This window comes from Marinobacter goseongensis, from assembly GCF_023156235.1.
Lineage (GTDB): Bacteria > Pseudomonadota > Gammaproteobacteria > Pseudomonadales > Oleiphilaceae > Marinobacter > Marinobacter goseongensis.
Genome location: NZ_JAKZAI010000003.1, coordinates 80,622 through 103,828, shown reverse-complemented (window position 1 = coordinate 103,828; position 23,207 = coordinate 80,622). Strand labels below are relative to the sequence as shown.

General features: G+C 59.6%; 22 protein-coding genes. 16 read left to right on the top strand and 6 right to left on the bottom strand.

Annotated elements, in window-relative coordinates:
• Positions 1-202: 202 nt before the first annotated feature.
• Entirely contained in the window at positions 203-631 is a 429-nt protein-coding gene (locus MLC70_RS02370) for a tetratricopeptide repeat protein (RefSeq protein ID WP_248181432.1), read from the top strand.
• A gap of 6 nt (positions 632-637) precedes the next feature.
• Here the strand turns inward: MLC70_RS02370 and MLC70_RS02365 are convergent, their stop codons facing one another.
• From MLC70_RS02365 to MLC70_RS02350, 4 genes are read right to left on the bottom strand one after another with little or no spacing between them, the layout of a single operon-like run.
• Positions 638-1,444 carry an ABC transporter permease gene (locus MLC70_RS02365; protein WP_248181431.1) on the bottom strand — a complete coding sequence of 269 codons (807 nt, stop codon included), beginning with the start codon at positions 1,442-1,444 and terminating at the stop codon, positions 638-640.
• 1 nt (position 1,445) lies between these two features.
• Entirely contained in the window at positions 1,446-2,168 is a 723-nt protein-coding gene (locus MLC70_RS02360; protein ID WP_248181430.1) for an ABC transporter ATP-binding protein, read from the bottom strand.
• Positions 2,165-3,139: a YVTN family beta-propeller repeat protein gene (locus MLC70_RS02355; protein ID WP_248181429.1), complete on the bottom strand. Its 975-nt coding sequence runs from the start codon at positions 3,137-3,139 to the stop codon at positions 2,165-2,167. The genes MLC70_RS02360 and MLC70_RS02355 overlap by 4 nt, the downstream gene beginning before the upstream one ends.
• A gap of 31 nt (positions 3,140-3,170) precedes the next feature.
• Positions 3,171-4,340 carry an ABC transporter substrate-binding protein gene (locus MLC70_RS02350; protein WP_248181428.1) on the bottom strand — a complete coding sequence of 390 codons (1,170 nt, stop codon included), beginning with the start codon at positions 4,338-4,340 and terminating at the stop codon, positions 3,171-3,173.
• A gap of 174 nt (positions 4,341-4,514) precedes the next feature.
• On the opposite strand from MLC70_RS02350, the gene MLC70_RS02345 reads away from it, so the two are divergent.
• Both MLC70_RS02345 and MLC70_RS02340 read left to right on the top strand, forming a co-directional pair.
• The gene (locus MLC70_RS02345) at positions 4,515-5,726 is read left to right on the top strand and encodes a sensor histidine kinase (protein ID WP_248181426.1); all 1,212 of its coding nucleotides are present in this window, start codon (positions 4,515-4,517) and stop codon (positions 5,724-5,726) included.
• 25 nt (positions 5,727-5,751) lie between these two features.
• Complete coding sequence (locus tag MLC70_RS02340) at positions 5,752-6,408, top strand: response regulator (RefSeq protein ID WP_248181424.1); 657 nt, start codon at positions 5,752-5,754, stop codon at positions 6,406-6,408.
• A 2-nt stretch (positions 6,409-6,410) separates the two neighbouring features.
• Here MLC70_RS02340 and MLC70_RS02335 read toward each other — a convergent pair whose 3' ends face one another.
• Together MLC70_RS02335 and MLC70_RS02330 are read right to left on the bottom strand one after the other, a co-directional pair.
• Positions 6,411-7,064 (bottom strand): pentapeptide repeat-containing protein, encoded by a 654-nt coding sequence (locus MLC70_RS02335; protein WP_248181422.1) that lies wholly within the window; start codon positions 7,062-7,064, stop codon positions 6,411-6,413.
• An 80-nt stretch (positions 7,065-7,144) separates the two neighbouring features.
• On the bottom strand, positions 7,145-9,004 hold the full coding sequence (locus tag MLC70_RS02330) for a methanol/ethanol family PQQ-dependent dehydrogenase (RefSeq protein ID WP_427902082.1): 1,860 nt from the start codon (positions 9,002-9,004) through the stop codon (positions 7,145-7,147).
• Between the two features lie 361 nt (positions 9,005-9,365).
• Here MLC70_RS02330 and pedF point away from each other — a divergent pair, with 361 nt between their 5' ends.
• The 13 genes from pedF (at position 9,366) to MLC70_RS02265 (ending at position 23,205) form a co-directional block, all read left to right on the top strand.
• Positions 9,366-9,794, top strand: coding sequence for a cytochrome c-550 PedF (gene pedF, locus MLC70_RS02325; protein ID WP_248181419.1), 429 nt, complete (start codon positions 9,366-9,368; stop codon positions 9,792-9,794).
• A 61-nt stretch (positions 9,795-9,855) separates the two neighbouring features.
• Positions 9,856-10,788, top strand: a complete 933-nt coding sequence (locus MLC70_RS02320; protein WP_248181418.1) for a substrate-binding periplasmic protein — start codon at positions 9,856-9,858, stop codon at positions 10,786-10,788.
• A 190-nt stretch (positions 10,789-10,978) separates the two neighbouring features.
• Positions 10,979-12,754, top strand: a complete 1,776-nt coding sequence (locus MLC70_RS02315; protein WP_248181417.1) for a PQQ-dependent methanol/ethanol family dehydrogenase — start codon at positions 10,979-10,981, stop codon at positions 12,752-12,754.
• Positions 12,755-12,977: 223 nt separating this feature from the next.
• Positions 12,978-14,498, top strand: coding sequence for an acetaldehyde dehydrogenase ExaC (exaC, locus tag MLC70_RS02310; protein WP_248181416.1), 1,521 nt, complete (start codon positions 12,978-12,980; stop codon positions 14,496-14,498).
• Positions 14,499-14,794: 296 nt separating this feature from the next.
• Positions 14,795-14,866, top strand: coding sequence for a pyrroloquinoline quinone precursor peptide PqqA (pqqA, locus tag MLC70_RS02305; protein WP_007153157.1), 72 nt, complete (start codon positions 14,795-14,797; stop codon positions 14,864-14,866).
• A 54-nt stretch (positions 14,867-14,920) separates the two neighbouring features.
• Complete coding sequence (gene pqqB, locus MLC70_RS02300) at positions 14,921-15,850, top strand: pyrroloquinoline quinone biosynthesis protein PqqB (protein ID WP_248181415.1); 930 nt, start codon at positions 14,921-14,923, stop codon at positions 15,848-15,850.
• Positions 15,847-16,605, top strand: coding sequence for a pyrroloquinoline-quinone synthase PqqC (gene pqqC / locus MLC70_RS02295; protein WP_248181414.1), 759 nt, complete (start codon positions 15,847-15,849; stop codon positions 16,603-16,605). The genes pqqB and pqqC overlap by 4 nt, the downstream gene beginning before the upstream one ends.
• The gene (pqqD, locus tag MLC70_RS02290) at positions 16,602-16,877 is read left to right on the top strand and encodes a pyrroloquinoline quinone biosynthesis peptide chaperone PqqD (RefSeq protein ID WP_248181413.1); all 276 of its coding nucleotides are present in this window, start codon (positions 16,602-16,604) and stop codon (positions 16,875-16,877) included. Before pqqC ends, pqqD begins: the two co-directional genes overlap by 4 nt.
• A complete protein-coding gene (gene pqqE / locus MLC70_RS02285; RefSeq protein ID WP_248181410.1) occupies positions 16,874-18,028 on the top strand; it encodes a pyrroloquinoline quinone biosynthesis protein PqqE in 1,155 nt (384 codons plus the stop codon). The genes pqqD and pqqE overlap by 4 nt, the downstream gene beginning before the upstream one ends.
• A 16-nt stretch (positions 18,029-18,044) precedes the next feature.
• Entirely contained in the window at positions 18,045-19,907 is a 1,863-nt protein-coding gene (locus MLC70_RS02280) for a S9 family peptidase (RefSeq protein ID WP_248181408.1), read from the top strand.
• Between the two features lie 45 nt (positions 19,908-19,952).
• Entirely contained in the window at positions 19,953-21,116 is a 1,164-nt protein-coding gene (gene ercA, locus MLC70_RS02275; RefSeq protein ID WP_248181406.1) for an alcohol dehydrogenase-like regulatory protein ErcA, read from the top strand.
• Positions 21,100-22,869 (top strand): PAS domain-containing hybrid sensor histidine kinase/response regulator, encoded by a 1,770-nt coding sequence (locus MLC70_RS02270; protein WP_248181404.1) that lies wholly within the window; start codon positions 21,100-21,102, stop codon positions 22,867-22,869. The genes ercA and MLC70_RS02270 overlap by 17 nt, the downstream gene beginning before the upstream one ends.
• Before the next feature lie 51 nt (positions 22,870-22,920).
• The gene (locus MLC70_RS02265; protein WP_248181402.1) at positions 22,921-23,205 is read left to right on the top strand and encodes a hypothetical protein; all 285 of its coding nucleotides are present in this window, start codon (positions 22,921-22,923) and stop codon (positions 23,203-23,205) included.
• Positions 23,206-23,207: the final 2 nt, after the last annotated feature.

Genomic DNA, 23,207 nt, shown 5'->3' with positions numbered 1-23,207 from the left:
CAGAAGATCAAAGATGTCAGCTGTATCCCGCTGCCTCCGGAGCCCCTGGTGCCTATCCTTTTAAATGAGGGAACCTAGGAAACTTTCGTAGGAAGCGCGAACGTCAACGAGTAAAGTCGCAAACCTTCGTTACGTTAGAGTCAAGGACGCCGGTATTTGTGGGTGATCGTTTGCAATCGTCTTTTAATCCCCGGAGGCTTTCATGCAACGCCAATGCGCTAGAAAATGGATGGTTATGGCCGCGAGCTTTTTGTTGTTGCTTTCGCCTGCCGTGAATGGGGACGAATCGGAACAGCAAATGGGCGTGGCCCGCGAGATGGTTAAAGTGCTTGAGGCATATGCCGTATATAAGATGGGCCAATATGACCTGGCTTTCGAGCGCTACCAGGCGCTCGCAGAATCGGGTAGCCACCAGGGCATGTACAATCTGGCGAATATGTATGCGAATGGCCTGGGTGTGGAGGAGAGTGATGCCAAGGCATTCGAGTGGTATTTGAAAGGGGCAGAAGCCGGCGACAGATTAAGTATGTCTGCAGTGGCACAAGCTTATGCGCGCGGTCTGGGAACCGAAGCAGACCCGATCCAGGCCGACTTTTGGCAAGCAAAGGCGGCGGTGGAGTCTGATGAATAATGCTGATCAGGCGGGTTTGGAGGTTGCAAGTATCTTGGTTCGTTGAGGTCTGAACCCGGCGGTCGCGAGTAGGGACAAGACCAAAGTCACCGTTGCGGTAATGCCATAAGCCATCGGGTTCCATTCCAAGTACAGGGAGAATCGGATCGCCTCTACTGCGTGGGTGAATGGATTGAACTGGCAAATCCAGTAGAGCCAGGGGCTGGCCTCGTTCATGCGCCAAAGCGGGTAAAGGGCAGATGACATGAAGAACATTGGGAAAATGACAAAATTCATCACCCCGGCAAAATTCTCCAGCTGTTTGATCCAGGTAGCGATCAGCAACCCTAACGCCCCCAGCATCAGGCTGGTCAGAATCAGCGCTGGCAAAACGACCAGATAGCCCCAGGCCGGTGGTTCGACATCCACTAACAGGGCCAACAAAAGAAAAACGTACACCTGCCCGACAGACACAATCCCCATGGCCAGCAATTTTGTCACCAGTAGAAACGGTCGCGGCAGAGGGCTCATCAACAGCACTCTCATGCTGCCAAGCTCCCGGTCGTACACCATGGACAGCGCTCCCTGCATGCTGTTGAACAGGATGATCATGCCGCACAGCCCGGGGGCGATGTAGGTTTCGTAGGTGATGTAGGTCTGATAGGGCGGAATGATGGAAATGCCCAGCACCGCCCGGAAGCCGGCGGCGAACACCACCAGCCACAGCAGTGGCCGCACCAGGGCGCTGGCGAAGCGGGTGCGCTGCTGCCAGAAGCGCAACCATTCCCGGGTCTGAATGCCGACGAAACAGTGCCAGTAATGGGCAGCTTTCATATCATCCGGCTCCTGTCAGGGTATGGAAGGTTTCCGCCAGGTCGCGGGTACCTTCGGCTTCGCAGATGTCATGCCCTGCACCGTCGGCCAGCAGCTTGCCTTCATGGAGGATCAGCACCCGGTCTTCCGGGCGAATCTCCTCGATCAGGTGGGTGGCCCAGAGTACGGTGAGGCCGTCGGAGTCACAGAGCGTGCGCACGTGATCGTTCAGCTCCCGGCGGCTGGCCACGTCCAACCCGACTGTAGGTTCATCAAGCAATAACAGGGAAGGCTCATGGAGCAGGGCACGCGCGATCTCCACCCGCCGGCGGTGGCCGCCATTGAGTTTCCGCACCGGTTCGTTGGCCCGTTCCAGCAGTTGGAAACGTGTCAGCTCCCGGTCGCCCCGCACCCGGGCCGCCTGACGTGACAGGCCATGGAGCGCGGCGTGGTAAAGAAGGTTCTGACGCACGGTCAGATCTAGATCCAGGGCATTCTGCTGGAACACCACGCCGATGTTGCGCATGGCCTCGGCGGGCTGTTTTTTCAGGGATTGCCCCGCCATCAGCACATCGCCCTGTTGCAAGGCCAGCAGCCTTGTCAGCAGGCCGAACAGCGTCGACTTGCCGGCGCCGTTCGGGCCCAGCAGGGCATGAAAACCGCCGGAGGTCAGCGCGAAGCTGACCTCCTTGAGCACCGGCTTGTCGCCGTAGCGAAAGCTGAGGTTGCGGGCTTCAATGGTCATGAAGTGGGATCGATGACCACACCCCAGGGGAAGCGGCCCACCTTGATGGATTTGATCACCTTCAGCTCTTCCACATCGATAACGGATACGTCACTGGAGACGCCGTTGGTGGTGTAGAGAAACTTCTCATCCTTGTCCAGATCCAGCTGCCAGACACGGGCGCCCACCAGCAGGTAATCCAGGACTTCGTAGGTCTGCGCATCCACCACCGCAACGTGGTTGGAGGGGCCGAGGGCTACGAAGGCGTACTTGCCATTCGAGGTGAGCTCGATGCCCACCGGTTGCACCCGATCCTGGGGCACACCTTTGATCTTGAAATCGATCTGCTTGATTTCTTCAATGGTATCCACGTCGAAGATGTGCACGGTGCCGCCGATCTCCGCCGAGGCCCAGGCAACCTTGCTGTCTTTGGAGAACTCCACGTGCCGCGGGCGCTGGCCCACCACGGTGTTCCTCTCGATCTCGAAGGTTTCGGTGTTGATCCAGTGCAGCATGCTGGAGGTTTCACTGGTGTTCACCGCCCACTTGCCGTCAGGGCTGACCGCCATGCCTTCGGGCTCCACGCCCACATCGATCTGAGCCAGAACGTCCTTGGTTTGCACATCCACCACGGTCACGATGGCATCGTCCTCGTTGGCGATGTATAGGTGACGGTTGTTGGGGTGCAGGGCAAACTGCTCGGGGTCTTCGCCAGAGGGCAGGGTGTCGATGATCTTGCGGGTGGCCAAGTCCAGTACCTGAACGGTGTCGTCGTCACTGGCACAAATGTAGAGTTTGGTGTGGTCCTTGGACAGCAGGATGCCCCTGGGCCGGGCGCCGACGTCGATGGTGTCCACGACCTCATTGGTTTCGGTATCAATGACGGAGAGAGTGTTGTCCTTCTCGTTGGACACGTAGGCCAGGCTTGCCAGCGCCGGGCCTGAGAGGCCAATGGCCGCTGCCAGGGTCGCAATCTTGAACGCATTTTTCATGGTCAGTGTTCCTTCTTGTTCTTCAGTGGGGTCAATTGATCCGGCAGTCACTCTCGGGCTTGTCGTAGCCCAGGGTGTCCAGTTCGGAATCGGGATGCAGGAAGCCTTCCAGAGGCGGTGTTGCAACCAGGCCCTGTGGGTGAACCAGGGGGATTGGCTGGCGAAGCTGCCCGTTCCAGGGGCGGTAAGTCAGCTTGCGGCCCTTGAAGGCGGCGAGCTGGAAAGCGTCGGAAAACAGGTGCTCGCGAATGTTTGAGTGGCCAGCTTCACTGAGGCCGGTCACCGTGGTGCCGATGGAGCGTATGGCGGCCCAGGCGGCATAATCCTCGCTGTTCATTTCACGGTCCGCCAATTCCCGGAAACGGTTCTGCAGCTGCGCCGCACCCCAGGCTTCAACCACCCGATGCCAGGCTTCCGGGCCCATGCCCTGGGTGCCTACTACCGGGCGCGGCAGCCAGGTGTTGAAGGGCACGTATTCCCCGAAATCACCACGTACATCGGCGACCACCACGGCGTCGTAATCACGGGCCTGGGTGAAGGCGGGCAGTTCTTTGGCAGCCGTGCGGCGCAGGTCCGAGTCAAAGGTCCAGGGTTTGTCGGCAATGATGTCCAGGCCGAAGCGCTTGCTGGCGCGGCGGAAAGCATCGGCCCAGGCTTTGTCCTGGTCGGTCGGCCCGGTAATCAGGAATACTTCCTTCCAGCGCCGCATGCTCAGCCACTGGGCGAGGGCGTCGGTCAGCATGGCGTAGGAAGGGATGGTATGCAGGACGTTGGGCTGGCACTCCGTGATTCGTAGACGACCGTCCGATGCGCCGGCATTGAACAGCAGCGCTTTACCGTCAGCCTTTTTAGCCATCGCCTGCAGTGTATCTGCGGGAACGCGGGTCACCAGCAGATCAATGCCGTTTTCCAGCATGCTGTCGAGGGCGGCCAGTGCGCCCGCTTCATCGCTGGCTATGACGGACTCCAGAGCATAGTTCTGGTTGAGGAACTTGCCGGTGGCGTTGTTGTCTGCGATTCCCAGCTCAGCGCCACGGAGGCCGGCGTCTTCCGGTTCCGGAGTGACATTGGATAGCACCGGGCCCTGGTCGGGTACCCAGTGGATATAGCCGATGGTTACATCGAGGGCCGCCGCCGAAGCCGGCGCCAGCAGCCAGCCACATAGGACTGAAGCAATCAGTAGCCTGCCTTTAAGATCCATATTGCCGTCCCCTCTTTGAATACTTGTTGTTGAGTCCAGCTTAGAGAACGTGGAAAGGCGCTGAAATATTCAGAAAGTAGGAAACTGGCGGTACTAAAGAACTATTCCCGGGAATTTTTACACCGTTAGCATGAAGTTGACGCAACTTTCTTCAGGCAGAACGGGACTTCAATCATGAGGGCATACAGCCGGGTGGCGTTGTTGATGCTGGCAGTATTTGCCCTGGTTTATGGCGTCGGGGCTTTTTTCTACCTGAAACAGGCGAGACTGGATGTGGCCCGTGAACTGGATGGGATATCGACGCTGGCGGGCATGATTGGAGCGCCGGAAGAGGTTGGTCCGGAACTGATTGCAGGCCTTCGGCACTTGCGCCCGTTATCGGATGAGGGCGTTGCCGGTGGCGGTGGCGACGTCCCATTCTGGTTTATTCGCACCCTGGGAGCCGACCAGGCAAGTGGACTTCCGGTCATCGGAGGCTGGCAGGTTAACCCGTACGACGAAGTAGAGGAAATCTGGGAAAACTTTGTTCTGGTGTCGCTGGCTTTCGGCATCGGTGTACTGCTGTGCTTTTCAGCGTTATTCCTGGCAATGCGCCGGCTGACAGAGCCGCTTCGGCGTATCGGCAAGGCCATGGACGACATTGGTGAAGGGGAGGGTTCTCCACGCCTGCCACGGCAGTCAGTAACAGAACTGGATCAACTGGTGCAGCGGTTCAACACCATGGCAGAAGCGCTGGAGACCGAACAGCAAACCGTTGCCAGGTTACTGAACGAACTTCTTGAGCTTCAGGATCGTGAGCGGGCACACATTGCACGGGTGCTTCATGATGATCTTGGCCAGTATATTACCGGCATCCGCGCCCAGGCTCGCGGCTGGCTCTATGACCCGGAACTGAATGAGCGCCAGAAGGATCAGGCGAAGGAACTGGCCGAACACTGTGAGACCGTGCAGCAGCACTTTCGTCACCTGCTGCAGGATCTGCATCCTCTGGTCATGGAGCAGCTCGGACTGGGGTCCGCCATTCATCATCTGGTGGACCAGTGGCAGCAGCTCAGTGGCCTGACCTGTGAACTCACGGTGGATGAACGCCTGCCCGAACTTACCGGTGAGAAACAGACCCATCTGTATCGGTTTGTACAGGAAGCACTGAATAATGTCTCAAGACATGCGGCCGCAACCAAAGCCATATTGGGTGTGACTGCAAAGCCCCGTGTGCTGCAGATCGAGATTCGCGACAACGGAATTGGAGCTAACAACCTCTCGGCCAGAGCTGGCCTCGGGCTCCGGTCCATGTGTGAAAGGGCCCGCAGCCTGGGCGGTAAAGCCGAGTTCTTCAGTCGTTCAGGCCAGGGCACCAGGGTGTGTCTCACCATTCCCCTGAGCTGACAATCCGAAGCCCGGAGAAGCGCCGATGAAGCTGATTATTGTTGACGACCACCGAGTGGTAAGGCAGGGAATCTCCAGTCTGCTGCGGAGCATGATGCCTGGCCTGGAGATAGTCGAGGTTGAAACCGGCCAGGCTGCCATCGCCGCCTGGGCCGAACACCGCCCGGACCTGATGCTGCTAGATATGGGGTTGCCGGATATCTCCGGGCTGGAAGTAGCGCGGCGGGTTCGTCAGCGCTGGCGTGGGGCCGGCATTGTGTTTTTTACCATGCATGATGAACTGCCGATGGTGAAGCAGGCGCTGGAGGTTGGCGGCATGGGCTTTGTGTCCAAGAACTGCGCACCGGAGGAGCTTGCCGAAGCGGTAAAGCGGGTGGCTGCTGGTGAGCCCTACATTGAACATCCGATAGCCACTCGCCTGGCAATGAACCAGGAACGTCCCGTGGACCACCGGCTCAGGGATATGACCCAGCGAGAAATGGAGGTACTGCTGATGTATGCCCGGGGCGAGGATATCCAGGGCATTGCGAGCCGCCTCTGCGTCAGTAGCAAAACCGTCTCCAATCACTTGGCTATGCTGAAGGGAAAACTGCAGGTGAGCTCGTCCGTTGAGCTTATCCACCTGGCGGTTGATGCCGGGCTTGTCCGCTACGGCCAGCTACCGGAGCGCCCTCGGGCCTGAGCTCACCAGTCAAAGGGGCAGGCGGTGCAGCCTTCCATAAAGGTGTTCACAAAGGTTGCATAGTGAATTCGGGAGCCTCGCATGTCGGCATCCGCCAGGCTGGCATTACCGAATTTGGCCTCCTGGAGGTTGGCGCCGATAAGGCTCGCCCCCTCGAGATTGGTCTTGGGCATCCAGGCGATCTCGAAAGTTGAATAGTCCAGAACCGCCCCTTTCATGACGGCCCCGGAAAAGCGCGAGAAGTCGAAGTTGCCGCCACTGAGATCCGCCCCCGAAAAATCCGAACCCTGAGCGAACAGGTATTCTGCCTGCGCTCCACGCAGGTCTGCCCCGGTGACATTGGCGCCGCGTATGGAGGCACGGTAGAGGTTTACTCTCAGGCCGGTTACCCCCTCGAGGTTGGCACCATCGAGTCGTGCGCCCCGCAGGTTACTGTGATTGAGTGTGGCCCCTTCAAGATTGGCCTCTTTGAAGTCAGCGGAGTGTAAGTCCATGTTTGACAGGTCTGCACCGCGCAGGTCAGCGCCCGGACAGGTCGCTTCGGGTTGCAGCCTGCAGCCGTTGATAACTGGCGCATCTTCGATATCTGCAAGATAGTCGGCGGCTGCCAGTGGCAGGCATACAGCCATAAGACTTATAAGCAGTTGTGGTTTCATCGTCGAGTCCCTCGAAAAACGCGTTTGCAGGATGGTGAAAAAGACCCGGCGCAGGGCGCCGGGCCAATGCCGGGCAGGTTTTAGCGGGAGGCCTGTGACCAGGAAGGCAGTTTGAAGGCCCAGAAGGAGCCGCCCTGGGAGACCGGCTTGGTCAGCTCCGCCATGTCGCCGCCCCAGAGTGGGACTGCGCCACCGTAGCCGGAGACCACGCCAATGTATTGTTCACCATCCATTTCCCAGGTGATCGGTGATGAAATAATCCCCGACCCTGTCTGGAAGGACCAGAGTTCCTCACCGGACTCCGCGTCAAACGCCTTGAAATAACCGTCTCCGGTGCCGGTGAAGACCAGGCCGCCCCTGGTGGTCAGAACGCCCGCCCAGAGTGGCAGCTTTTCCTTGTGTTCCCATGCCACTTCTCCGGTAAGCGGGTCCATGGCCCTGAGGATGCCAACGTGATCGTCGTACATGCGTTTGATCCGGAATCCCTGTCCGAGATAGGCCGCACCTTTTTTATAGGTAACCTCTTCCGTCCAGTAGTCCTCTTTCCAGTGGTTGCCCGGAATGTAGAACAGACCGGTGTCCTGGCTATAGGCCATGGGGTTCCAGTTTTTGCCGCCCAGGAAGGGTGGTGAAACCTCAATGGCTTCGCCCTGGGTCTCGCCCGGTTCAAGGGGTGGCGGGCGCTGGCCTTCTGCTTCTACCGGGCGTCCGTCTTCGCCAATACGTTCCGCCCAGGTAATGTTGTCTACGAACGGAAAGGCGTTGATATACTCACCGTTTTCCCGGTTCACCAAGTAGAAGAAGCCGTTGCGGTCGGCATGGGCCGTGGCCTTGACGGTTTCTCCGTCATCCTCGTATTCAAAAAGCACCAACTCGTTATTGCCGGAGAAATCCCAGGCGTCGTTGGGTGTGTGTTGATAGAACCATTTCACCTCCCCTGTGGAAGGGTCAACGCCCACCTGGCCGGAGGTGTAAAGGTTGTCGTAATCCCGGGGATCGCCGCCCGGCGAGGTGCGTTTCCAGGTGTTCCAGGGGGCGGGATTGCCTGCCCCGATAATGATGGTGTTGGTTTCAACGTCAAAGCTGGCACTCTGCCAGGGCGCGCCGCCACCATGGCTCCAGGCTTCCACCTTGCCGGTTTCGGTGTCGGGATCGTCCGGCCAACTTGGGGCGTCAGGGTCGCCGGTTGGCGTACTTTTCTTACCGTTGAGGCGGCCATAGTGTCCTTCCACGAAGGGGCGCATCCAGACTTCCTCACCGGTGTCCGGGTCCCGGGCAAAGAGCTTGCCTACAACACCGAACTCATCGCCCGAAGAGCCGTGAATCAACAGCACCTTGCCGGTCTTCTGATCCTTGATCAGCGTCGGTGCGCCGGTCATGGTATAGCCTGCCTCGTGATCCGCGAATTTTTCCCGCCAGACGACTTCACCGGTGTCCTTGTTCAGGGCCACGATGCCGGCATCCAGAGTGCCGAAGAAAACCTTGTCACCGAAAATGGCAGCGCCGCGGTTTACCACATCGCAACAGGGCCGTATGCCTTCGGGAAGCCGGTGGCTGTAACCCCAAACCTTCTTGCCTGTTCGGGCATCCAGGGCAAAAAGGCGGGAATAGGAGCCGGTGACGTAAATCATGCCGTCGTGAACCAGTGCCTGGGACTCCTGGCCCCTTTGTTTCTCGTCGCCGAATGAGAAGGAGTAGGCGGGCACCAGGCGTTCAACGTTATCGGTATTGACCGTTGTCATCGGGCTGTACCGCTGGGCCTTGGGCCCGATGCCATAGCCGAGAACATCTCCGGTGGTTTCGGCGTCGTTCTTGATGTCCTCCCAGGTGACGTCTTTTGCGTTGGCCTGCAAGGAAAGGCCTCCGGCAGTGCCTACTATCACTGCCAGGCTGACCGCTCTGGCAATGGCCGACTTGTGATCTCTTGGTTTCATGTTCATTTCCCCTTGGTTTTTGTTGTCATTCACGCGTCTGACTCGCGTTGACGGTCAGAGTATTAGCCCGCAGCGAACACGAAGGCGACGGAAAAAATCATGAAAATATCGGGAAAAAGTCGATAAAAACCGGGAAAAGTTCCCGTCAGGCTTGCGTGTGGTTGAAACGTGGCCAATTTCTCACGATCGCTTCATAGCCTCGTGCTTTGGCGCCGCTTCTGCACGCCTACTACCAAGGAACTAGAACGAAGGCGCCAAAGTGGCATTCTGATCGGAATGGCGTGTTCCTAGACTTGAATCAGGTAGCTGGCAATGCACTCACAACTAATGGCCAGCGCACGGAGATTCAAAACAGAGGTATAACAACATGTCAGTTTCTTTTTCATTAAAGGCCCTGGTTGCCGCCGGCCTGCTGGCGACGGCTGGTTTTGCCATGTCGCATGGGGATGTTACCCCCCAGGAAGTGGACACCGGTGACTTACCCAATCTTGGCAAGGAAGCGCTGACAGAAAATCCCTTCAGAGAGGGAAATGAGCACGGCGACAAGCATGCCGAGGCCGTCAAGGTGGGCAAGAGCGGTTACGCAGGAAACTGCGCGGTTTGTCACGGTATTGAAGCCATGTCCGGTGGACTGACTCCTGACCTGAGGGAATTGACGGAATGGGATGACGAGTATTTTATCGGTCGTGTCATGAACGGCACCGGGCGAGGCATGCCGTCGTTCAAGGACAACCTGGATCAGACCGCCATCTGGGCCATCAAGACCTACATTGAGTCGGTCCCCCAGCCTGAATAACCCAGTCTGAATCAAGGGTAAAGCGCATTCTTCAAGGCTGGAATTTCCGGGAGGTGAGTTTATGAAGTCAGCTTTGCACGCACTGATGCTGGTACTGCTGCTGGTGGGCGCCAGTCAGGTGCAGGCTCAACAGTCCCGCAGTCTGATTCCGGACCGAACCCTGGATATCGTGCAGGACTCAGGCTATCTGAATGTCGGCATGTACAAAGACTTTCCACCCTATTCCTATGAGGTCGATGGTGAGGCCAGAGGAGTAGATGCAGAGCTGGGTCGCCGGATCGCAGAAGGGCTGGGTGTAGAGTTTCGGCCCTACTGGATTATCCCGGATGAAAACCTGGGTGACGATCTGCGCAACCATATCTGGAAGGGGCATTACCTGGCGAAAACCCGCATAGCGGACATCATGATGCGGGTGCCCTACGACAGTACCTTCAAGTACATGCGGGATTCCACCGGCGAGATGATCAACGAGCAGGTGGTGTTTTTCGGGCCCTACCAGCAGGAGCGCTGGCAGATTGCCTTTGATACCAACCGCCTGGACGGCGTTGAGACCGTTGCGGTGTTTCAGTACCACCCGATCGGGGTGGAGATCGACACTCTCCCGGCTACCTATTTGACCTCTGCATTTGGCGGACGGCTGAGGAACCAGGTTCATCATTATGCCAACGTCGGTGAAGCGTTCCATGCCATGGATCAGGGTGAGGTTGCCGGCGTGATGGGTATGCGCGCGGAAATTGAACACCAATTGGCGGCCCATGAAGACAAGGGCTTTGCCAAGGCAGGGAATGGCTTCCCAGGCATGACCAGACAGGTCTGGGACCTGGGCCTGGCAGTGCGCCATACCCACCGCGCTCTTGGCTATGCCATCGGGGCGATTGTGGACGGCATGGTCAGATCCGGAGAATTGGTCGAGCTCTATGCCGACCACGGACTTTCCTATAGTCGACCCGGGTACTACGACGAAATTCTTGGCCCCGATGAAAATGGGGAATAAACCGTTACTGCCCTTCGAGCCCGCCACGTGCGGGCTTTTTTACGCAGGTCTTACTACCAAGTGATGAGAAAACCTGTGCTGGCGATTAATTGTTGCGATTGCGGGTGAGGCCAAGAATGTGGATCAGAGGCGGGAAAAATTCCCGGTTCGCTGCATACACTGACAACAAGAGACTTTGGAGAGCGCAACCATGAGATCGAATCCGTTCGGTAAACAGTTCGCCGCCAGTGCGCTGGCGCTGGCTGTATCCCTGGGGGCCCACGCGGTCACCGATGAAGATATCCTTAATGACCAGGACACCGTTGATGACATCGTAAGCTACGGCATGGGCGTCCAGGGCCAGCGTTTCAGCCCGATGGATGCCCTCAATACCGACAACGTCAAGTTTCTTCAGCCGGCATGGGCGTTCTCCTTTGGTGGCGAGAAACAGCGGGGTCAGGAATCCCAGCCACTGGTCAAGGATGGCGTTATGTACGTGACGGCATCCTATTCGCGCGCCTATGCGGTTGATGCGCGCACCGGCGAAGAAATCTGGCAGTACGATGCCCGTCTTCCGGATGGCATCATGCCCTGTTGTGACGTGGTCAACCGGGGCGGAGCCCTGTACGACGACCTGTTCATTTTCGGTACCCTCGATGCCAAGCTGGTCGCCCTTAACAAAGATACCGGCAAGGTGGTGTGGATCAAGAAAGTCGCCGATTACCAGGCCGGCTATTCCATGACGGCAGCCCCGCTGATCGTCAAAGGCAAGCTGATCACCGGCGTATCCGGTGGTGAGTTTGGCATTGTGGGCACAGTTGAAGCCCGGGATCCGAAAACCGGTGACCTGCTGTGGACTCGCCCGACGGTGGAAGGCCACATGGGTTACGTCTATAAGGACGGCAAAAAAATCGAGAACGGCATTTCCGGCGGCGAAGCCGGCAAAACCTGGCCCGGTGACATGTGGAAGACTGGTGGAGCGGCAACCTGGCTAGGGGGTACCTACGACCCGGATACCGACTCGCTGTTCTTCGGCACCGGCAACCCGGCGCCGTGGAACTCCCACTTGCGTCCCGGTGACAACCTGTTCTCATCCTCCCGTGTCGCCATAGATCCGGATGATGGCAGCATCAAGTGGCACTTCCAGACCACGCCCAATGACGGCTGGGATTACGACGGCGTCAACGAGCTGATTTCTTTTGACTACAAAGAGAACGGCAAAACCGTCAAGGCCGCGGCCACCGCGGACCGTAACGGGTTTTTCTACGTGCTGAACCGCGAAAACGGCGACTTTATCCGTGGCTTCCCGTTCGTGGACAAGATTACCTGGGCCGAAGGTTTGAACAAGGACGGCAGCCCCATTTACAACACCAAAAACGGCCGCCCGGGCAACCCGGCTGACGCGGGTGGAGAGAAAGGCGAAACCGTAGTGGCGTTCCCGGCGTTCCTCGGGGGCAAGAACTGGATGCCCATGGCGTACAGCAAAGACACCGAATTGTTCTACGTGCCCTCGAACGAGTGGTCCATGGACATCTGGAACGAGCCGGTATCTTACAAAAAAGGTGCGGCCTACCTGGGCGCCGGTTTTACCATCAAACCAGGTAACGACGAGTTCATCGGCGTGTTGCGTGCCATGGATCCGAAAACCGGTAAAGAAGTCTGGCGCTACAACAACCCGGCCCCGCTCTGGGGCGGCGTTCTGGCGACCGCCGGTAACCTGGTCTTCACCGGTACGCCCGAAGGCTATCTGAAAGCCTTTGACGCCAAGACCGGCGAAGAGCTCTACAAGTTCAACACCGGCACCGGTGTGGTGGGTACCCCGGTAACCTGGCAGATGGACGGTGAGCAGTATGTCTCCATCTCCACAGGCTGGGGCGGTGCGGTACCTCTCTGGGGCGGTGAAGTGGCCAAGGTGGTCAAGGACTTCAACCAGGGCGGGACGGTCTGGACCTTCAAGCTGCCAAAAGACCGGGTTGCCAGCAAGTGATGGCGAACTGACAACATCACAGTGTTTATAGAAAAGGGGCTACTTTCGGGTAGCCTTTTTTATAAACCGCTCTAAAGACCCGGTGGTTAATGCATCTACTACCAAGGGAGGAGTTTTTCGCCTCCATCGCATCATTCATCTTTCCGGCATTGGGGTCTACAGTGAATAAGTAAACGCGAAAGGCCGCGTTGCCCTGCGACAAACACAACAAGAGGTCGAGACCATGATCTACGCACAACCAGGAAAGGATGGCTCCGTCGTCTCCTTCAAATCCCGTTATGAAAACTATATTGGTGGCGAGTGGGTTGCCCCGGTCAAGGGCCAGTATTTCGAGAACATCACCCCGGTAACCGGTGATGCGATCTGTGACATCCCCCGCTCCACCGCCGAAGACATCGAGCTGGCTCTGGATGCAGCCCACAAAGCTGCGCCAGCCTGGGGTAAGACCTCGACCACCGAGCGTTCCAATATCCTGTTGAAAATTGCCGATCGTATCGAGCAGAACATCGAGATGCTTGCGGTGGCCGAGACCTGGGACAACGGCAAGGCGGTTCGTGAAACCATCAACGCCGATCTGCCCCTGGCGGTGGATCATTTCCGCTATTTCGCCGGCTGCATCCGCGCTCAGGAGGACACCTCCAGCGCCATCGACAACAACACCGTGGCTTACCACTACCATGAGCCTCTGGGTGTTGTGGGTCAGATCATTCCCTGGAACTTTCCGCTGCTGATGGCGGTGTGGAAGCTGGCGCCTTGCCTCGCGGCCGGCAACTGCACGGTGATGAAGCCAGCCGAGCAGACGCCCGCCAGTATTCTGGTGCTGATGGACCTGATCGGCGATCTGCTGCCACCGGGTGTGGTCAACATCGTCAACGGTTACGGCATCGAAGCCGGTCAGGCGCTGGCCACCAGCAAGCGCATCGCCAAGATCGCGTTCACCGGTTCCACCCCGGTGGGGGCTCATATCCTCAAGTGCGCGGCCGAGAACATCATCCCGTCCACCGTAGAGCTGGGTGGCAAGTCGCCCAACATCTACTTCTCGGACGTCATGCAGGCTGAGCCGGAATTCATCGACAAGTGTGTGGAAGGTCTGGTGCTGGCGTTCTTCAACCAGGGCGAAGTCTGTACTTGCCCATCCCGCGCGCTGGTGCAGGAGGATATGTACGACGAGTTCATGGCCAAGGTTATCGAGCGCACCAAGGCGATCAAGCGTGGTAACCCGCTGGATACCGATGTGCAGGTAGGCGCCCAGGCGTCCAAGGAGCAGTTCGACAAGATTATGTCCTACCTGGAAATCGGCAAGCAGGAAGGCGCGGAAGTGCTGACCGGCGGTGGCCGTGAGGAAATGGAGGGTGAGTACAACAACGGCTTCTATGTCCAGCCCACGCTGTTCAAAGGCAAGAACAATATGCGCGTGTTCCAGGAAGAGATCTTCGGCCCGGTGGTGGGCGTTACCACCTTCAAGGACGAGGGAGAAGCCCTGGCCATTGCCAATGATACCGAGTTCGGCCTGGGTGCCGGTCTCTGGACCCGTGATATCAACCGAGCCTATCGCATGGGCCGCGCCATCCAGGCTGGCCGCGTATGGACCAACTGCTACCACCAGTATCCGGCTCATGCGGCCTTTGGTGGCTACAAGAAGTCCGGCGTTGGCCGCGAGAACCACAAGATGGCGCTGGATCACTACCAGCAGACCAAGAACTTGCTGGTGAGTTACGACATCAACCCGTTGGGTTTCTTCTGATCGGGCGGTGAAAAGCGGGCCTTCCACACCGGCCCGGCATTGGGCGAGCACAACGGATGTGCGTCTTCAGGCTCCGGCTTCATCGGAGCTGTTTTGCTACGCTTCGGGCTCCTGCACAGGGGCCCTTTTTTGTGGCTGCGGGTACGGTTCGGTCTGCAACTTAGGGAGGCGGGAAAACAGTGCCAAAGTACCATATGGGATGCTTGCCAGCGCCGCTAGGATGATAGGTGAGTTATCGGTACAGCCGCTAACTCACCCTGAATGCGCTAACAATCATGACAATAGAGGTGAGCATTATGTGGACCAAACCAGCCTACGAAGACCTGCGGATCGGTTTCGAAGTCACTATGTACTTCGCCAACCGCTGAACACCTGAGCGGCCAGCCGCTTGACGCTGGCCGTTTCTGGTCCGGAGTGCCTCCATGCATATCCATGTACTCGGTTCCGCCGCCGGCGGTGGCTTTCCCCAGTGGAATTGTAACTGCGCCAACTGCGACGGTTTCCGCAAGGGCACTCTGAGCGCCCGCGCCCGCACCCAGTCCTCCATTGCGGTCAGTGAAGACGGTGAGCACTGGATCCTGTTTAATGCTTCCCCCGACATTCGTGCCCAGCTGGCGGCGTTTCCGGCCATGCAACCGGGTCGCGCGTTGCGGGATACCGGCATCAGCGCCGTGGTGCTGATTGACAGCCAGGTGGATCACACCACCGGCCTGCTGACACTGCGCGAAGGCCTGCCGCTGGATGTCTGGTGCACTGCCCAGGTGCACGAGGACCTGACCTCGGGATTTCCCCTGTTCCGAATGCTCAAGCACTGGAACGGTGGGCTGAGCTGGCGGGAGGTGCCCGCCACCGAGAGTGAGTCTTTTACTATTGCCTGTGCGCCGTCCCTGAGGCTCACCGCGATTCCTCTGTTGAGCAATGCGCCGCCCTATTCGCCGCGCCGGGACAATCCCCATCCGGGGGACAATATCGGCGTTTTCCTGGAGGACACTCGTACCGGCCAAACGCTGCTGTATGCGCCCGGGTTGGGTGCACCGGATGCCCGGATTCTGCACTGGATGCGCCGGGCTGATGTGCTGATGGTGGACGGCACCGTCTGGCACGATGACGAGATGATCCGCCAGGAAGTGGGACCCCGAACCGGGCAGGACATGGGGCATCTGGCCCAGAGCGGTCCCGGTGGCATGATCGAGGTGCTGGACACCCTGCCGGCACGCCGCAAGATCCTGATTCACATCAACAACACTAACCCGATTCTCAACGAACACTCGCCCGAGCGCGCCGAACTGGCCCGTCACGGTATCGAAGTGGCCTGGGATGGAATGCACATTGAACTGGCGGATCCCTCATGAACGCGATTGCCCGCACTGTGCTCAACCGCAAAGACTTCGAGCAGGCCCTGCGCGATAAGGGGCAGTACTACCACATTTATCACCCCTACCATAAAGCGATGTATAGCGGACACTGCACGCCGGCGCAGATCCGCGGTTGGGTGGCAAACCGCTACTACTACCAGATCAACATCCCCCGCAAGGATGCCGCCATCATGGCGAACTGTCCGGACGCCGGAGTGCGCCGGATGTGGCTGCAGCGGATTCTGGACCACGACGGCCACGACGGTGATGGGGGCGGCATCGAGGCCTGGTTGTACCTGGCCGAGGCGGTGGGCCTGACCCGGGAAGAAGTGGTCGATCAGCGCCACGTGCTGCCGGGTGTCCGGTTTGCGGTAGACGCTTACCGGAATTTCGCCCGCCGTGCCACCTGGCAGGAAGCTGCCTGCTCTTCCCTGACCGAACTGTTTGCGCCGGAGATTCATCAGTCCCGGCTGGACAGTTGGCCGCAGCACTACCCGTGGATCGAGGGCAGCGGCTACCGCTATTTCCGCAAACGGTTATCCGAAGCGCGGCGCGACGTGGAGCACGGTCTGGCCATTACCCTGGACAGTTTCACCACGGCTGAAAGCCAGACCCGTGCGCTGGAGATTCTTCAATTCAAACTGGATATCTTATGGTCGATGTTGGATGCCCTGACTATGGCTTATCTGCACCAGACGCCACCGTATCATACCGTCACCGACCAGCCCGCGTGGCATCGGGGGCTGTCGTGACCGATCGGCTGGCAAGCGTGCCCCGGCTGCGCCCGGGCTTCCGCTTCCAGTGGGAGCCGGCGCAGAATGCCCACGTATTGCTGTACCCGGAGGGTATGGTACGGCTGAACGAAAGCGCCGGTGCGGTGCTGAAAGAGATTGACGGCGAGCGAACCGTGGCCGCCATTGTGGCCGTGCTGGAACAGCAGTTTCCGGACGCCGGTTCGCTGCAGACCGACGTCAGTGATTTTCTGAGTGATGCGGAACAGAAACACTGGATACTGTTCACATGAACGACCACCACCCCATGCCCGGCGGGGACCGCCCAGGCATCGGTCCGCCGCTGTGGTTGCTGGCCGAGCTGACCTACCGTTGCCCGCTGCAGTGTCCGTACTGCTCCAATCCGCTGGATTTTGCCCAAACGGCTCAGGAACTGAGCACGGCGGAGTGGGTGCGGGTGCTGCGCCAGGGGCGTCAGATGGGGGCGGCGCAGTTGGGCTTTTCCGGCGGTGAACCGCTGGTACGTCAGGATCTGCCGGAGCTGATCGCCGAGGCGCGGCAACTGGGCTATTACACCAACCTGATCACCTCGGGGCTGGGACTCACCGAGGCCAAAGTGGGTGCCTTCCGGGATGCCGGTCTGGATCATATCCAGGTCAGTTTTCAGGCCTCGGATCCCGAGCTGAACAACGCCGTGGCCGGTTCCCGCAAGGCGTTCGACCACAAGCTGGCGATGGCACGCGCGGTCAAGGACGCCGGTTACCCGATGGTGCTCAATTTCGTGATCCACCGCCACAACATTCACCAGATGAGCGACATCATGTCCTTGTGTGAACGGCTGGGGGCGGACTATGTCGAGCTGGCGACCTGCCAGTATTACGGCTGGGCATTCGAGAACCGCGAGGGGCTGATGCCCTCCCGGGCGCAACTGGAGAAAGCCGAGACCGAGGTAAATGCCTATCGTCAGCGCCTTGCTGCGGCCGACTCGGCCATGAAGCTGATTTTTGTGACGCCGGACTATTACGAGGAGCGCCCCAAGGCCTGTATGAATGGTTGGGGAAGCCTGTTTCTGACCGTGGCGCCGGACGGCACAGCGTTGCCCTGCCACAGTGCCCGCTTGCTGCCCATCGACTTCCCGAACGTGCGTGACACGGATCTTCACCGCATCTGGTACGACAGCCCCGGCTTCAATCATTACCGCGGCGACAGCTGGATGCCGGAACCCTGTCGCTCCTGTGATGAAAAGGGCAGGGATTTTGGCGGTTGCCGCTGTCAGGCGTTTTTACTGACCGGCAACGCCGACAACGCTGACCCGGTGTGTGGCAAGTCGCCTCACCACGATCGGATTCTGGCGGCGAGGACCGCTGCTGAGCATGCCACGGCCGGCATCGACGGGCTGATCTATCGCAATGCGGATAACTCAAAACTGCTATTCCGGGGCTGAGCTGCGGTCACAGGCAATGGCGCTGCAGGCTTTGCCTGCTGGCCAGCTGAGTGCGAGTCAGGCCTGTGCCACGTTTGCGCAGCGCCTCGAGCTGGCGGTGTCCGGAACCGGCGTGTACTGGCTGGAGCCGGATCCGACCACCGGGATTCAAGCCCTGTGGCGGTTGACCGCACGGGGCGCGGAGCCGTTCGGGCCGGCGGGCCTCAGTGTGCGCAGCCGCATCAACGGTTATGGCGGCGGCAGTCTGGCCGCGCTCGACGGCGGCGTGTTTCTGGTCAGTGAAGATCAGCAGATTCACTTTCTCGCGGAAGACGGCCGGTGCCAACGGCTTACCGATGAGCCAGACGCCGCCTTTGGCGGCCTGGTGGCGGACCCCCATCGCCAGCGTGTACTGGCCGTGCGCGAGGCCGGTGGTCGCCAACAGTTGGTGGCGGTCAGTGCGGAGCAGGGTATTCGGGTGCTCCACGCCGGCCAGGATTTCTACGGCGCGCCGGCGCTGTCCGCTGATGGACGCCAGCTGGCGTGGGTCAGCTGGCGACTGCCGGACATGCCGTGGGTACGCACGACACTGTGGACGGCGGTGGTGACGGAAAGCGGGTGCTTGCGGGGCTGCGAGACCTGGCCCACGGCAACAGAAGGTTCGGTCCAGCAACCGGTGTACAGCGGGTCCGGGTTGTGGGTGTTATCGGATCACCAGGGCTGGTGGCAGCCGTGGTGTCTCGATCCGGATGGCGCGAACGGCGATTGGGTCAGCGGCGGCGGCCCGCCGCTGGATCACGCCAATGCCCCCTGGCAACTGGGTGAATCCCATCATGTGCCCCTCCCGGATGGTGGTTGGGCGCGGGTTCACTACAGGGATGGCAGCGGCGAGCTCTGGTTATATCACCCGCATTGCGCCGGTCAGCGGGTAGCCGCGGAATTCAGTGATTTCCGTTGCCTGCGTATCACCGCTGGTAAGCTGGTCTGCGTCGCACGTTCTGCAACACGGCTGGATGCTATTCTGGACGTGGACCCGCGCAGCGGCGCAGCCACGGTGGTGGCCGGTGGTGAGGTGCCGCAGCAGGCGCGGGCGTCGGCATTTCCGTTGCTGTTTGAAGTGCCCTCAGGCGGCAGCAATGTCCCCGCATTCAGCGGATTCCTGTACCGGCCCAACCCGGCTGTATCCGCATCACCGCCATTAATTCTGATGGTTCATGGCGGCCCGACCGCAGCCGCCTATCCGGTTTTCAATCCTCAGGTGCAGTACTGGTGTCAGCGCGGTTTTGCCGTGGCCGAGGTGAACTATCGTGGCAGCAGCGGCTTTGGCCGCGCCTTTCGCCTGGCGCTTGCGGGGGCGTGGGGGCAGGTGGACGTCGCCGATATGGAGCGGGCCGCTGACTGGCTTGGCACCGGTGGGCTGGTGGATGGCCAGCGTATCTTTATTCAGGGGCGGAGCTCCGGTGGCTACACCGCGCTGATGGCGTTGGCTCGCAGCCGCCGATTTGCCGCCGGTGCAAGTCTGTTCGGGGTGACCGATCCGCAGCAGCTGAGGGCCGCGACCCATCGTTTCGAGTCCGGCTACCTGGACTGGTTGCTGGGCCCACCGCAGCATCACCCCCAACGCTGGCGCGAACGCACACCGCGGCACCTGACTGATCAGATCCGGGCACCGGTAATTTTCTTCCAGGGCGGTCAGGATAGGGTGGTGGTGCCGGAACAGACCCGTGCCATGGTGGCGGCCATGAAGGCGTCGGGTCAGTCACCGGAGCTGCACTGGTTCGAGGATGAGGGTCACGGGTTCCGGCGCCCGGTCAATCAGGCCCGAACGCTTGAGTGGCTTTACGCTTTCTATGGACAACAGGGAACGAAGTTCGATGATCGGGGGGCGAACTTGAGTTAGACTTTCGTCAGATCCTACAACAATAAATACCTTGAGCATCGCCCTATGAATCAGGACGTTTCTGCGCTTCGCAAGTTTGTCTCCCCGGAAATCGTCTTCGGTGCTGGCTCCCGCAAGGCGGTGGCCAATTTCGCCAGTAACTTCGGGGCCCGCCACGTGTTTCTGGTCTCCGATCCGGGGGTCGAGCAGGCCGGCTGGGTAGCGGAAATAGTCGATATTCTGATGGCGGCGGGTCTTCGGGTAACGGTCTTCACCGGTGTGTCTCCGAATCCCAAGGTAGACGAAGTTATGGCCGGTGCGGAGCTGTACCGTTCCAGTGAGTGTGATGTCATTGTCGCCATCGGTGGTGGCAGCCCGATGGACTGCGCCAAGGGCATCGGAATTGTCAGCGCCCACGGCCGCAACATTCTGGAATTCGAGGGTGTGGACACCATCACCTCGCCCTCGCCGCCGATGATCCTGATTCCGACCACGGCTGGCACGTCTGCGGACGTGTCCCAGTTCGCCATCATTTCCGACCCGAATCGTCGCTTCAAGTTCTCGATCATCAGTAAGGCGGTGGTGCCGGACGCTGCCTTGATTGATCCGGAAGTGACCGAAACCATGGACGGCTTCCTGACCGCCTGTACCGGGGTGGATGCCATGGTGCACGCCATCGAGGCGTTTGTGTCCACGGGCAGTGGACCTCTGACCGATACCCACGCGCTGGAAGCCATCCGGCTGATCAATCGCCACCTCGAGCCGCTGGTGGCCAATACGTCGAACCCGTATCTGCGGGAACAGGTTATGCTGGCCTCGATGCAGGCCGGGCTGGCGTTTTCCAACGCGATTCTGGGCGCGGTGCACGCCATGTCCCACAGCCTCGGAGGCTATCTGGATCTGCCCCATGGTTTGTGCAATGCGTTGCTGCTCGAACACGTTGTGGCGTTCAACTTTCCGTTCGCGGAAGACCGCTTCCGCAAGGTGGCCGAAGCTATGGATATCGATACCCGCGGCATGAACAAAACCGAGATCAAGAAGCGCCTGATGAACCGTATCATCGAGCTCAAGCGCACGGTCGGGCTGGAGTCCCGGCTGGCGGAGCTGGGCGTCAGTGTGTCGGATATTCCGTACCTTTCCGGGTTTGCCCTGCAGGATCCGTGCATTCTCACCAATCCCCGCAAATCATCGCTGCGGGACGTCCAGGTTGTCTATGAAGAAGCCCTCTGACGAACAGGAAGGGGGATACGGGGTTGGCGACCTGCTGGGTCTCGGCAGCCAGTCTGTTCGCAAGAATTATTACCCCGCGCTGCAGGATCGGATCGAAGAGCTGGAGCAGGAGCGCAACCGCTATAAATGGCTGTTCGAGAATGCCCTGCACGGTATATTCCAGGCCAACCTGCGTGGCGGTTTTCTCGCCTGCAACCCCGCCATGGCCAGAATCTGCGGTTACGAGAGCACGGATGATCTCAAGGCCGGGGTGATTCGCTTGCGGGAACAGCTGTTTTCCAGTGCGGCGGATTTCGACAAACTGCGCCAGGAGCTGCTGGACAGTGGAAGTCTGAGCGCCCGCGAAAGCCAGCTGAGAAAGCGAGATGGCAAACCGGTGCACGTCGCCATCACCATGCTGCGACGCCCCGATCTGGGGCCGGAAGTGGTGGAGGCGTTTGTGGCCGACATCACCGAGCGGGTTCAGGCGCGAGAGAAACTGGTGCGGCTGAATGCCGAACTGGAGCATCGGGTGGAAGAGCGGACCGAAGCGTTGCAGAACGCCAATGTGGGCCTGCGTTACCAGATCGAGGAGCGTGAAAAGGTTGAGCACGAGCTGGTGGTGGCGATGGAGGCCGCGCGGGAGGCCAATCGCAGCAAGGACAAGTACCTTGCCGCTGCCAGTCACGACCTGTTGCAACCGCTGAATGCTGCCCGCTTGATGATTTCCGCGCTGCAGGACAGCCCCCTGCCGGCGCAGGAAAGCCGCATGGTGCATCAGGTGCATCGCGCCCTCGAGGGCGCCGAGGACTTGCTGGCGGATCTGCTGGACATTTCCAAGCTGGACCAGCAGGCGATGAAGCCGGATCTGGTCTACACCGATTTGGCTGCCCTGGCGGTGGGTCTGGGCGAGGAGTTCGAGGCGGTGGCGGCCAATGTGGGGCTGTCGTTCCGGGTTCGTGTGTTACCGGCGATGATCCGCACCGACCAGCGCATGCTGACCCGAATCATCCGCAACCTGCTGAGCAACGCCTTTCGTTACACCCGGTCAGGGGGCGTACTGTTGGCCCTCAGGGGGCGTGGCAACAGGTTGCGCATTGAGGTGTGGGACACCGGCGTGGGGATTGCTGAGGACAAGATCCGTGAGATTTTCACCGAATTCCATCAGCTTCTGCCCCAGGGCACCGGTGGTCGCCAGGGCGTGGGCCTTGGGCTGGCGATTGTGGAGCGCATGGTGCGGGTGCTGGGGTACGACATTGACGTGTCATCTCGCCCGGATCGGGGTTCACGGTTTGCGGTGACCATTCCCCTGGCCGCGCCGCTGGCCGTTACTCACTCAACGACTGGTCCGCAGCCGGCTGCTTTCACCGAAGGCTTTCGTGGCGCGCGCGTGCTGGTCATTGATAACGAACCGGCTGTGCTTGAAAGCATGCAGCTGTTGCTGGAGCGCTGGGGCTGCGACGTTACTGCCGCCTCTGGCGGGGAACAGGCGCTGACGGCGTTCGCGGAGCTCGATCCGCCCCCTGCGATGATTCTCGCTGACTACCATCTCGACAACGAACGTACCGGCTGTGAAGCCATTTATGGCCTGCGCCGTCATTTTGACCTCGATATCCCCGCCGCGATTATCACCGCCGACCGCAGTGACGACACCCGTCAGTTCCTGAAGGCGCAATACCTGCAAATCCTCAACAAACCGGTCAAACCCAACCGCTTGCGGGCATTACTGAACAGCTTGCTCGGATCTGCATCAAATTCAGGGACGGGGGACTGACCACGGTCTACACTGATGTCTGGGATCTGTTGAATTTCAGGAGAGTACACCATGACCCTATCCGACAATGCCCTGACCAACCACGAAGTGACCATCTGCCTCTCCGGCGGCGCTGTGCTCGGTCCCTTTAACGCCACCTGGTCGCGAGATAATGGCGGCGATGTGCGTGAACTGGTGCGTGAGTACGACGGTTTCCTGCAGGGCGAGAAACAGCGCCGCTTCAAGTTTCACCTTCACGACACCTACACCAACACCGTACAGACTCTGGTGCTCAATTTTGAACAGGTCACGGGTATTTGCGACCATGTGAGACTGCGGGCCCATTCCGAGAGCTGACG

What these genes read in the sequence shown, in the direction of transcription:
- MLC70_RS02330 (WP_427902082.1), bottom strand. Translation starts at nt 9,004, where the DNA reads ATGAACATGAAACCAAGAGATCACAAGTCGGCCATTGCCAGAGCGGTC.
- MLC70_RS02345 (WP_248181426.1), top strand. Translation starts at nt 4,515, where the DNA reads ATGAGGGCATACAGCCGGGTGGCGTTGTTGATGCTGGCAGTATTTGCC.
- MLC70_RS02280 (WP_248181408.1), top strand. Translation starts at nt 18,045, where the DNA reads ATGGCGCTGCAGGCTTTGCCTGCTGGCCAGCTGAGTGCGAGTCAGGCC.
- MLC70_RS02365 (WP_248181431.1), bottom strand. Translation starts at nt 1,444, where the DNA reads ATGAAAGCTGCCCATTACTGGCACTGTTTCGTCGGCATTCAGACCCGG.
- MLC70_RS02350 (WP_248181428.1), bottom strand. Translation starts at nt 4,340, where the DNA reads ATGGATCTTAAAGGCAGGCTACTGATTGCTTCAGTCCTATGTGGCTGG.
- MLC70_RS02320 (WP_248181418.1), top strand. Translation starts at nt 9,856, where the DNA reads ATGAAGTCAGCTTTGCACGCACTGATGCTGGTACTGCTGCTGGTGGGC.
- pedF (WP_248181419.1), top strand. Translation starts at nt 9,366, where the DNA reads ATGTCAGTTTCTTTTTCATTAAAGGCCCTGGTTGCCGCCGGCCTGCTG.
- pqqE (WP_248181410.1), top strand. Translation starts at nt 16,874, where the DNA reads ATGAACGACCACCACCCCATGCCCGGCGGGGACCGCCCAGGCATCGGT.
- MLC70_RS02370 (WP_248181432.1), top strand. Translation starts at nt 203, where the DNA reads ATGCAACGCCAATGCGCTAGAAAATGGATGGTTATGGCCGCGAGCTTT.
- MLC70_RS02335 (WP_248181422.1), bottom strand. Translation starts at nt 7,064, where the DNA reads ATGAAACCACAACTGCTTATAAGTCTTATGGCTGTATGCCTGCCACTG.
- MLC70_RS02360 (WP_248181430.1), bottom strand. Translation starts at nt 2,168, where the DNA reads ATGACCATTGAAGCCCGCAACCTCAGCTTTCGCTACGGCGACAAGCCG.
- MLC70_RS02340 (WP_248181424.1), top strand. Translation starts at nt 5,752, where the DNA reads ATGAAGCTGATTATTGTTGACGACCACCGAGTGGTAAGGCAGGGAATC.
- MLC70_RS02265 (WP_248181402.1), top strand. Translation starts at nt 22,921, where the DNA reads ATGACCCTATCCGACAATGCCCTGACCAACCACGAAGTGACCATCTGC.
- pqqC (WP_248181414.1), top strand. Translation starts at nt 15,847, where the DNA reads ATGAACGCGATTGCCCGCACTGTGCTCAACCGCAAAGACTTCGAGCAG.
- MLC70_RS02315 (WP_248181417.1), top strand. Translation starts at nt 10,979, where the DNA reads ATGAGATCGAATCCGTTCGGTAAACAGTTCGCCGCCAGTGCGCTGGCG.
- MLC70_RS02355 (WP_248181429.1), bottom strand. Translation starts at nt 3,139, where the DNA reads ATGAAAAATGCGTTCAAGATTGCGACCCTGGCAGCGGCCATTGGCCTC.
- pqqB (WP_248181415.1), top strand. Translation starts at nt 14,921, where the DNA reads ATGCATATCCATGTACTCGGTTCCGCCGCCGGCGGTGGCTTTCCCCAG.
- ercA (WP_248181406.1), top strand. Translation starts at nt 19,953, where the DNA reads ATGAATCAGGACGTTTCTGCGCTTCGCAAGTTTGTCTCCCCGGAAATC.
- exaC (WP_248181416.1), top strand. Translation starts at nt 12,978, where the DNA reads ATGATCTACGCACAACCAGGAAAGGATGGCTCCGTCGTCTCCTTCAAA.
- MLC70_RS02270 (WP_248181404.1), top strand. Translation starts at nt 21,100, where the DNA reads ATGAAGAAGCCCTCTGACGAACAGGAAGGGGGATACGGGGTTGGCGAC.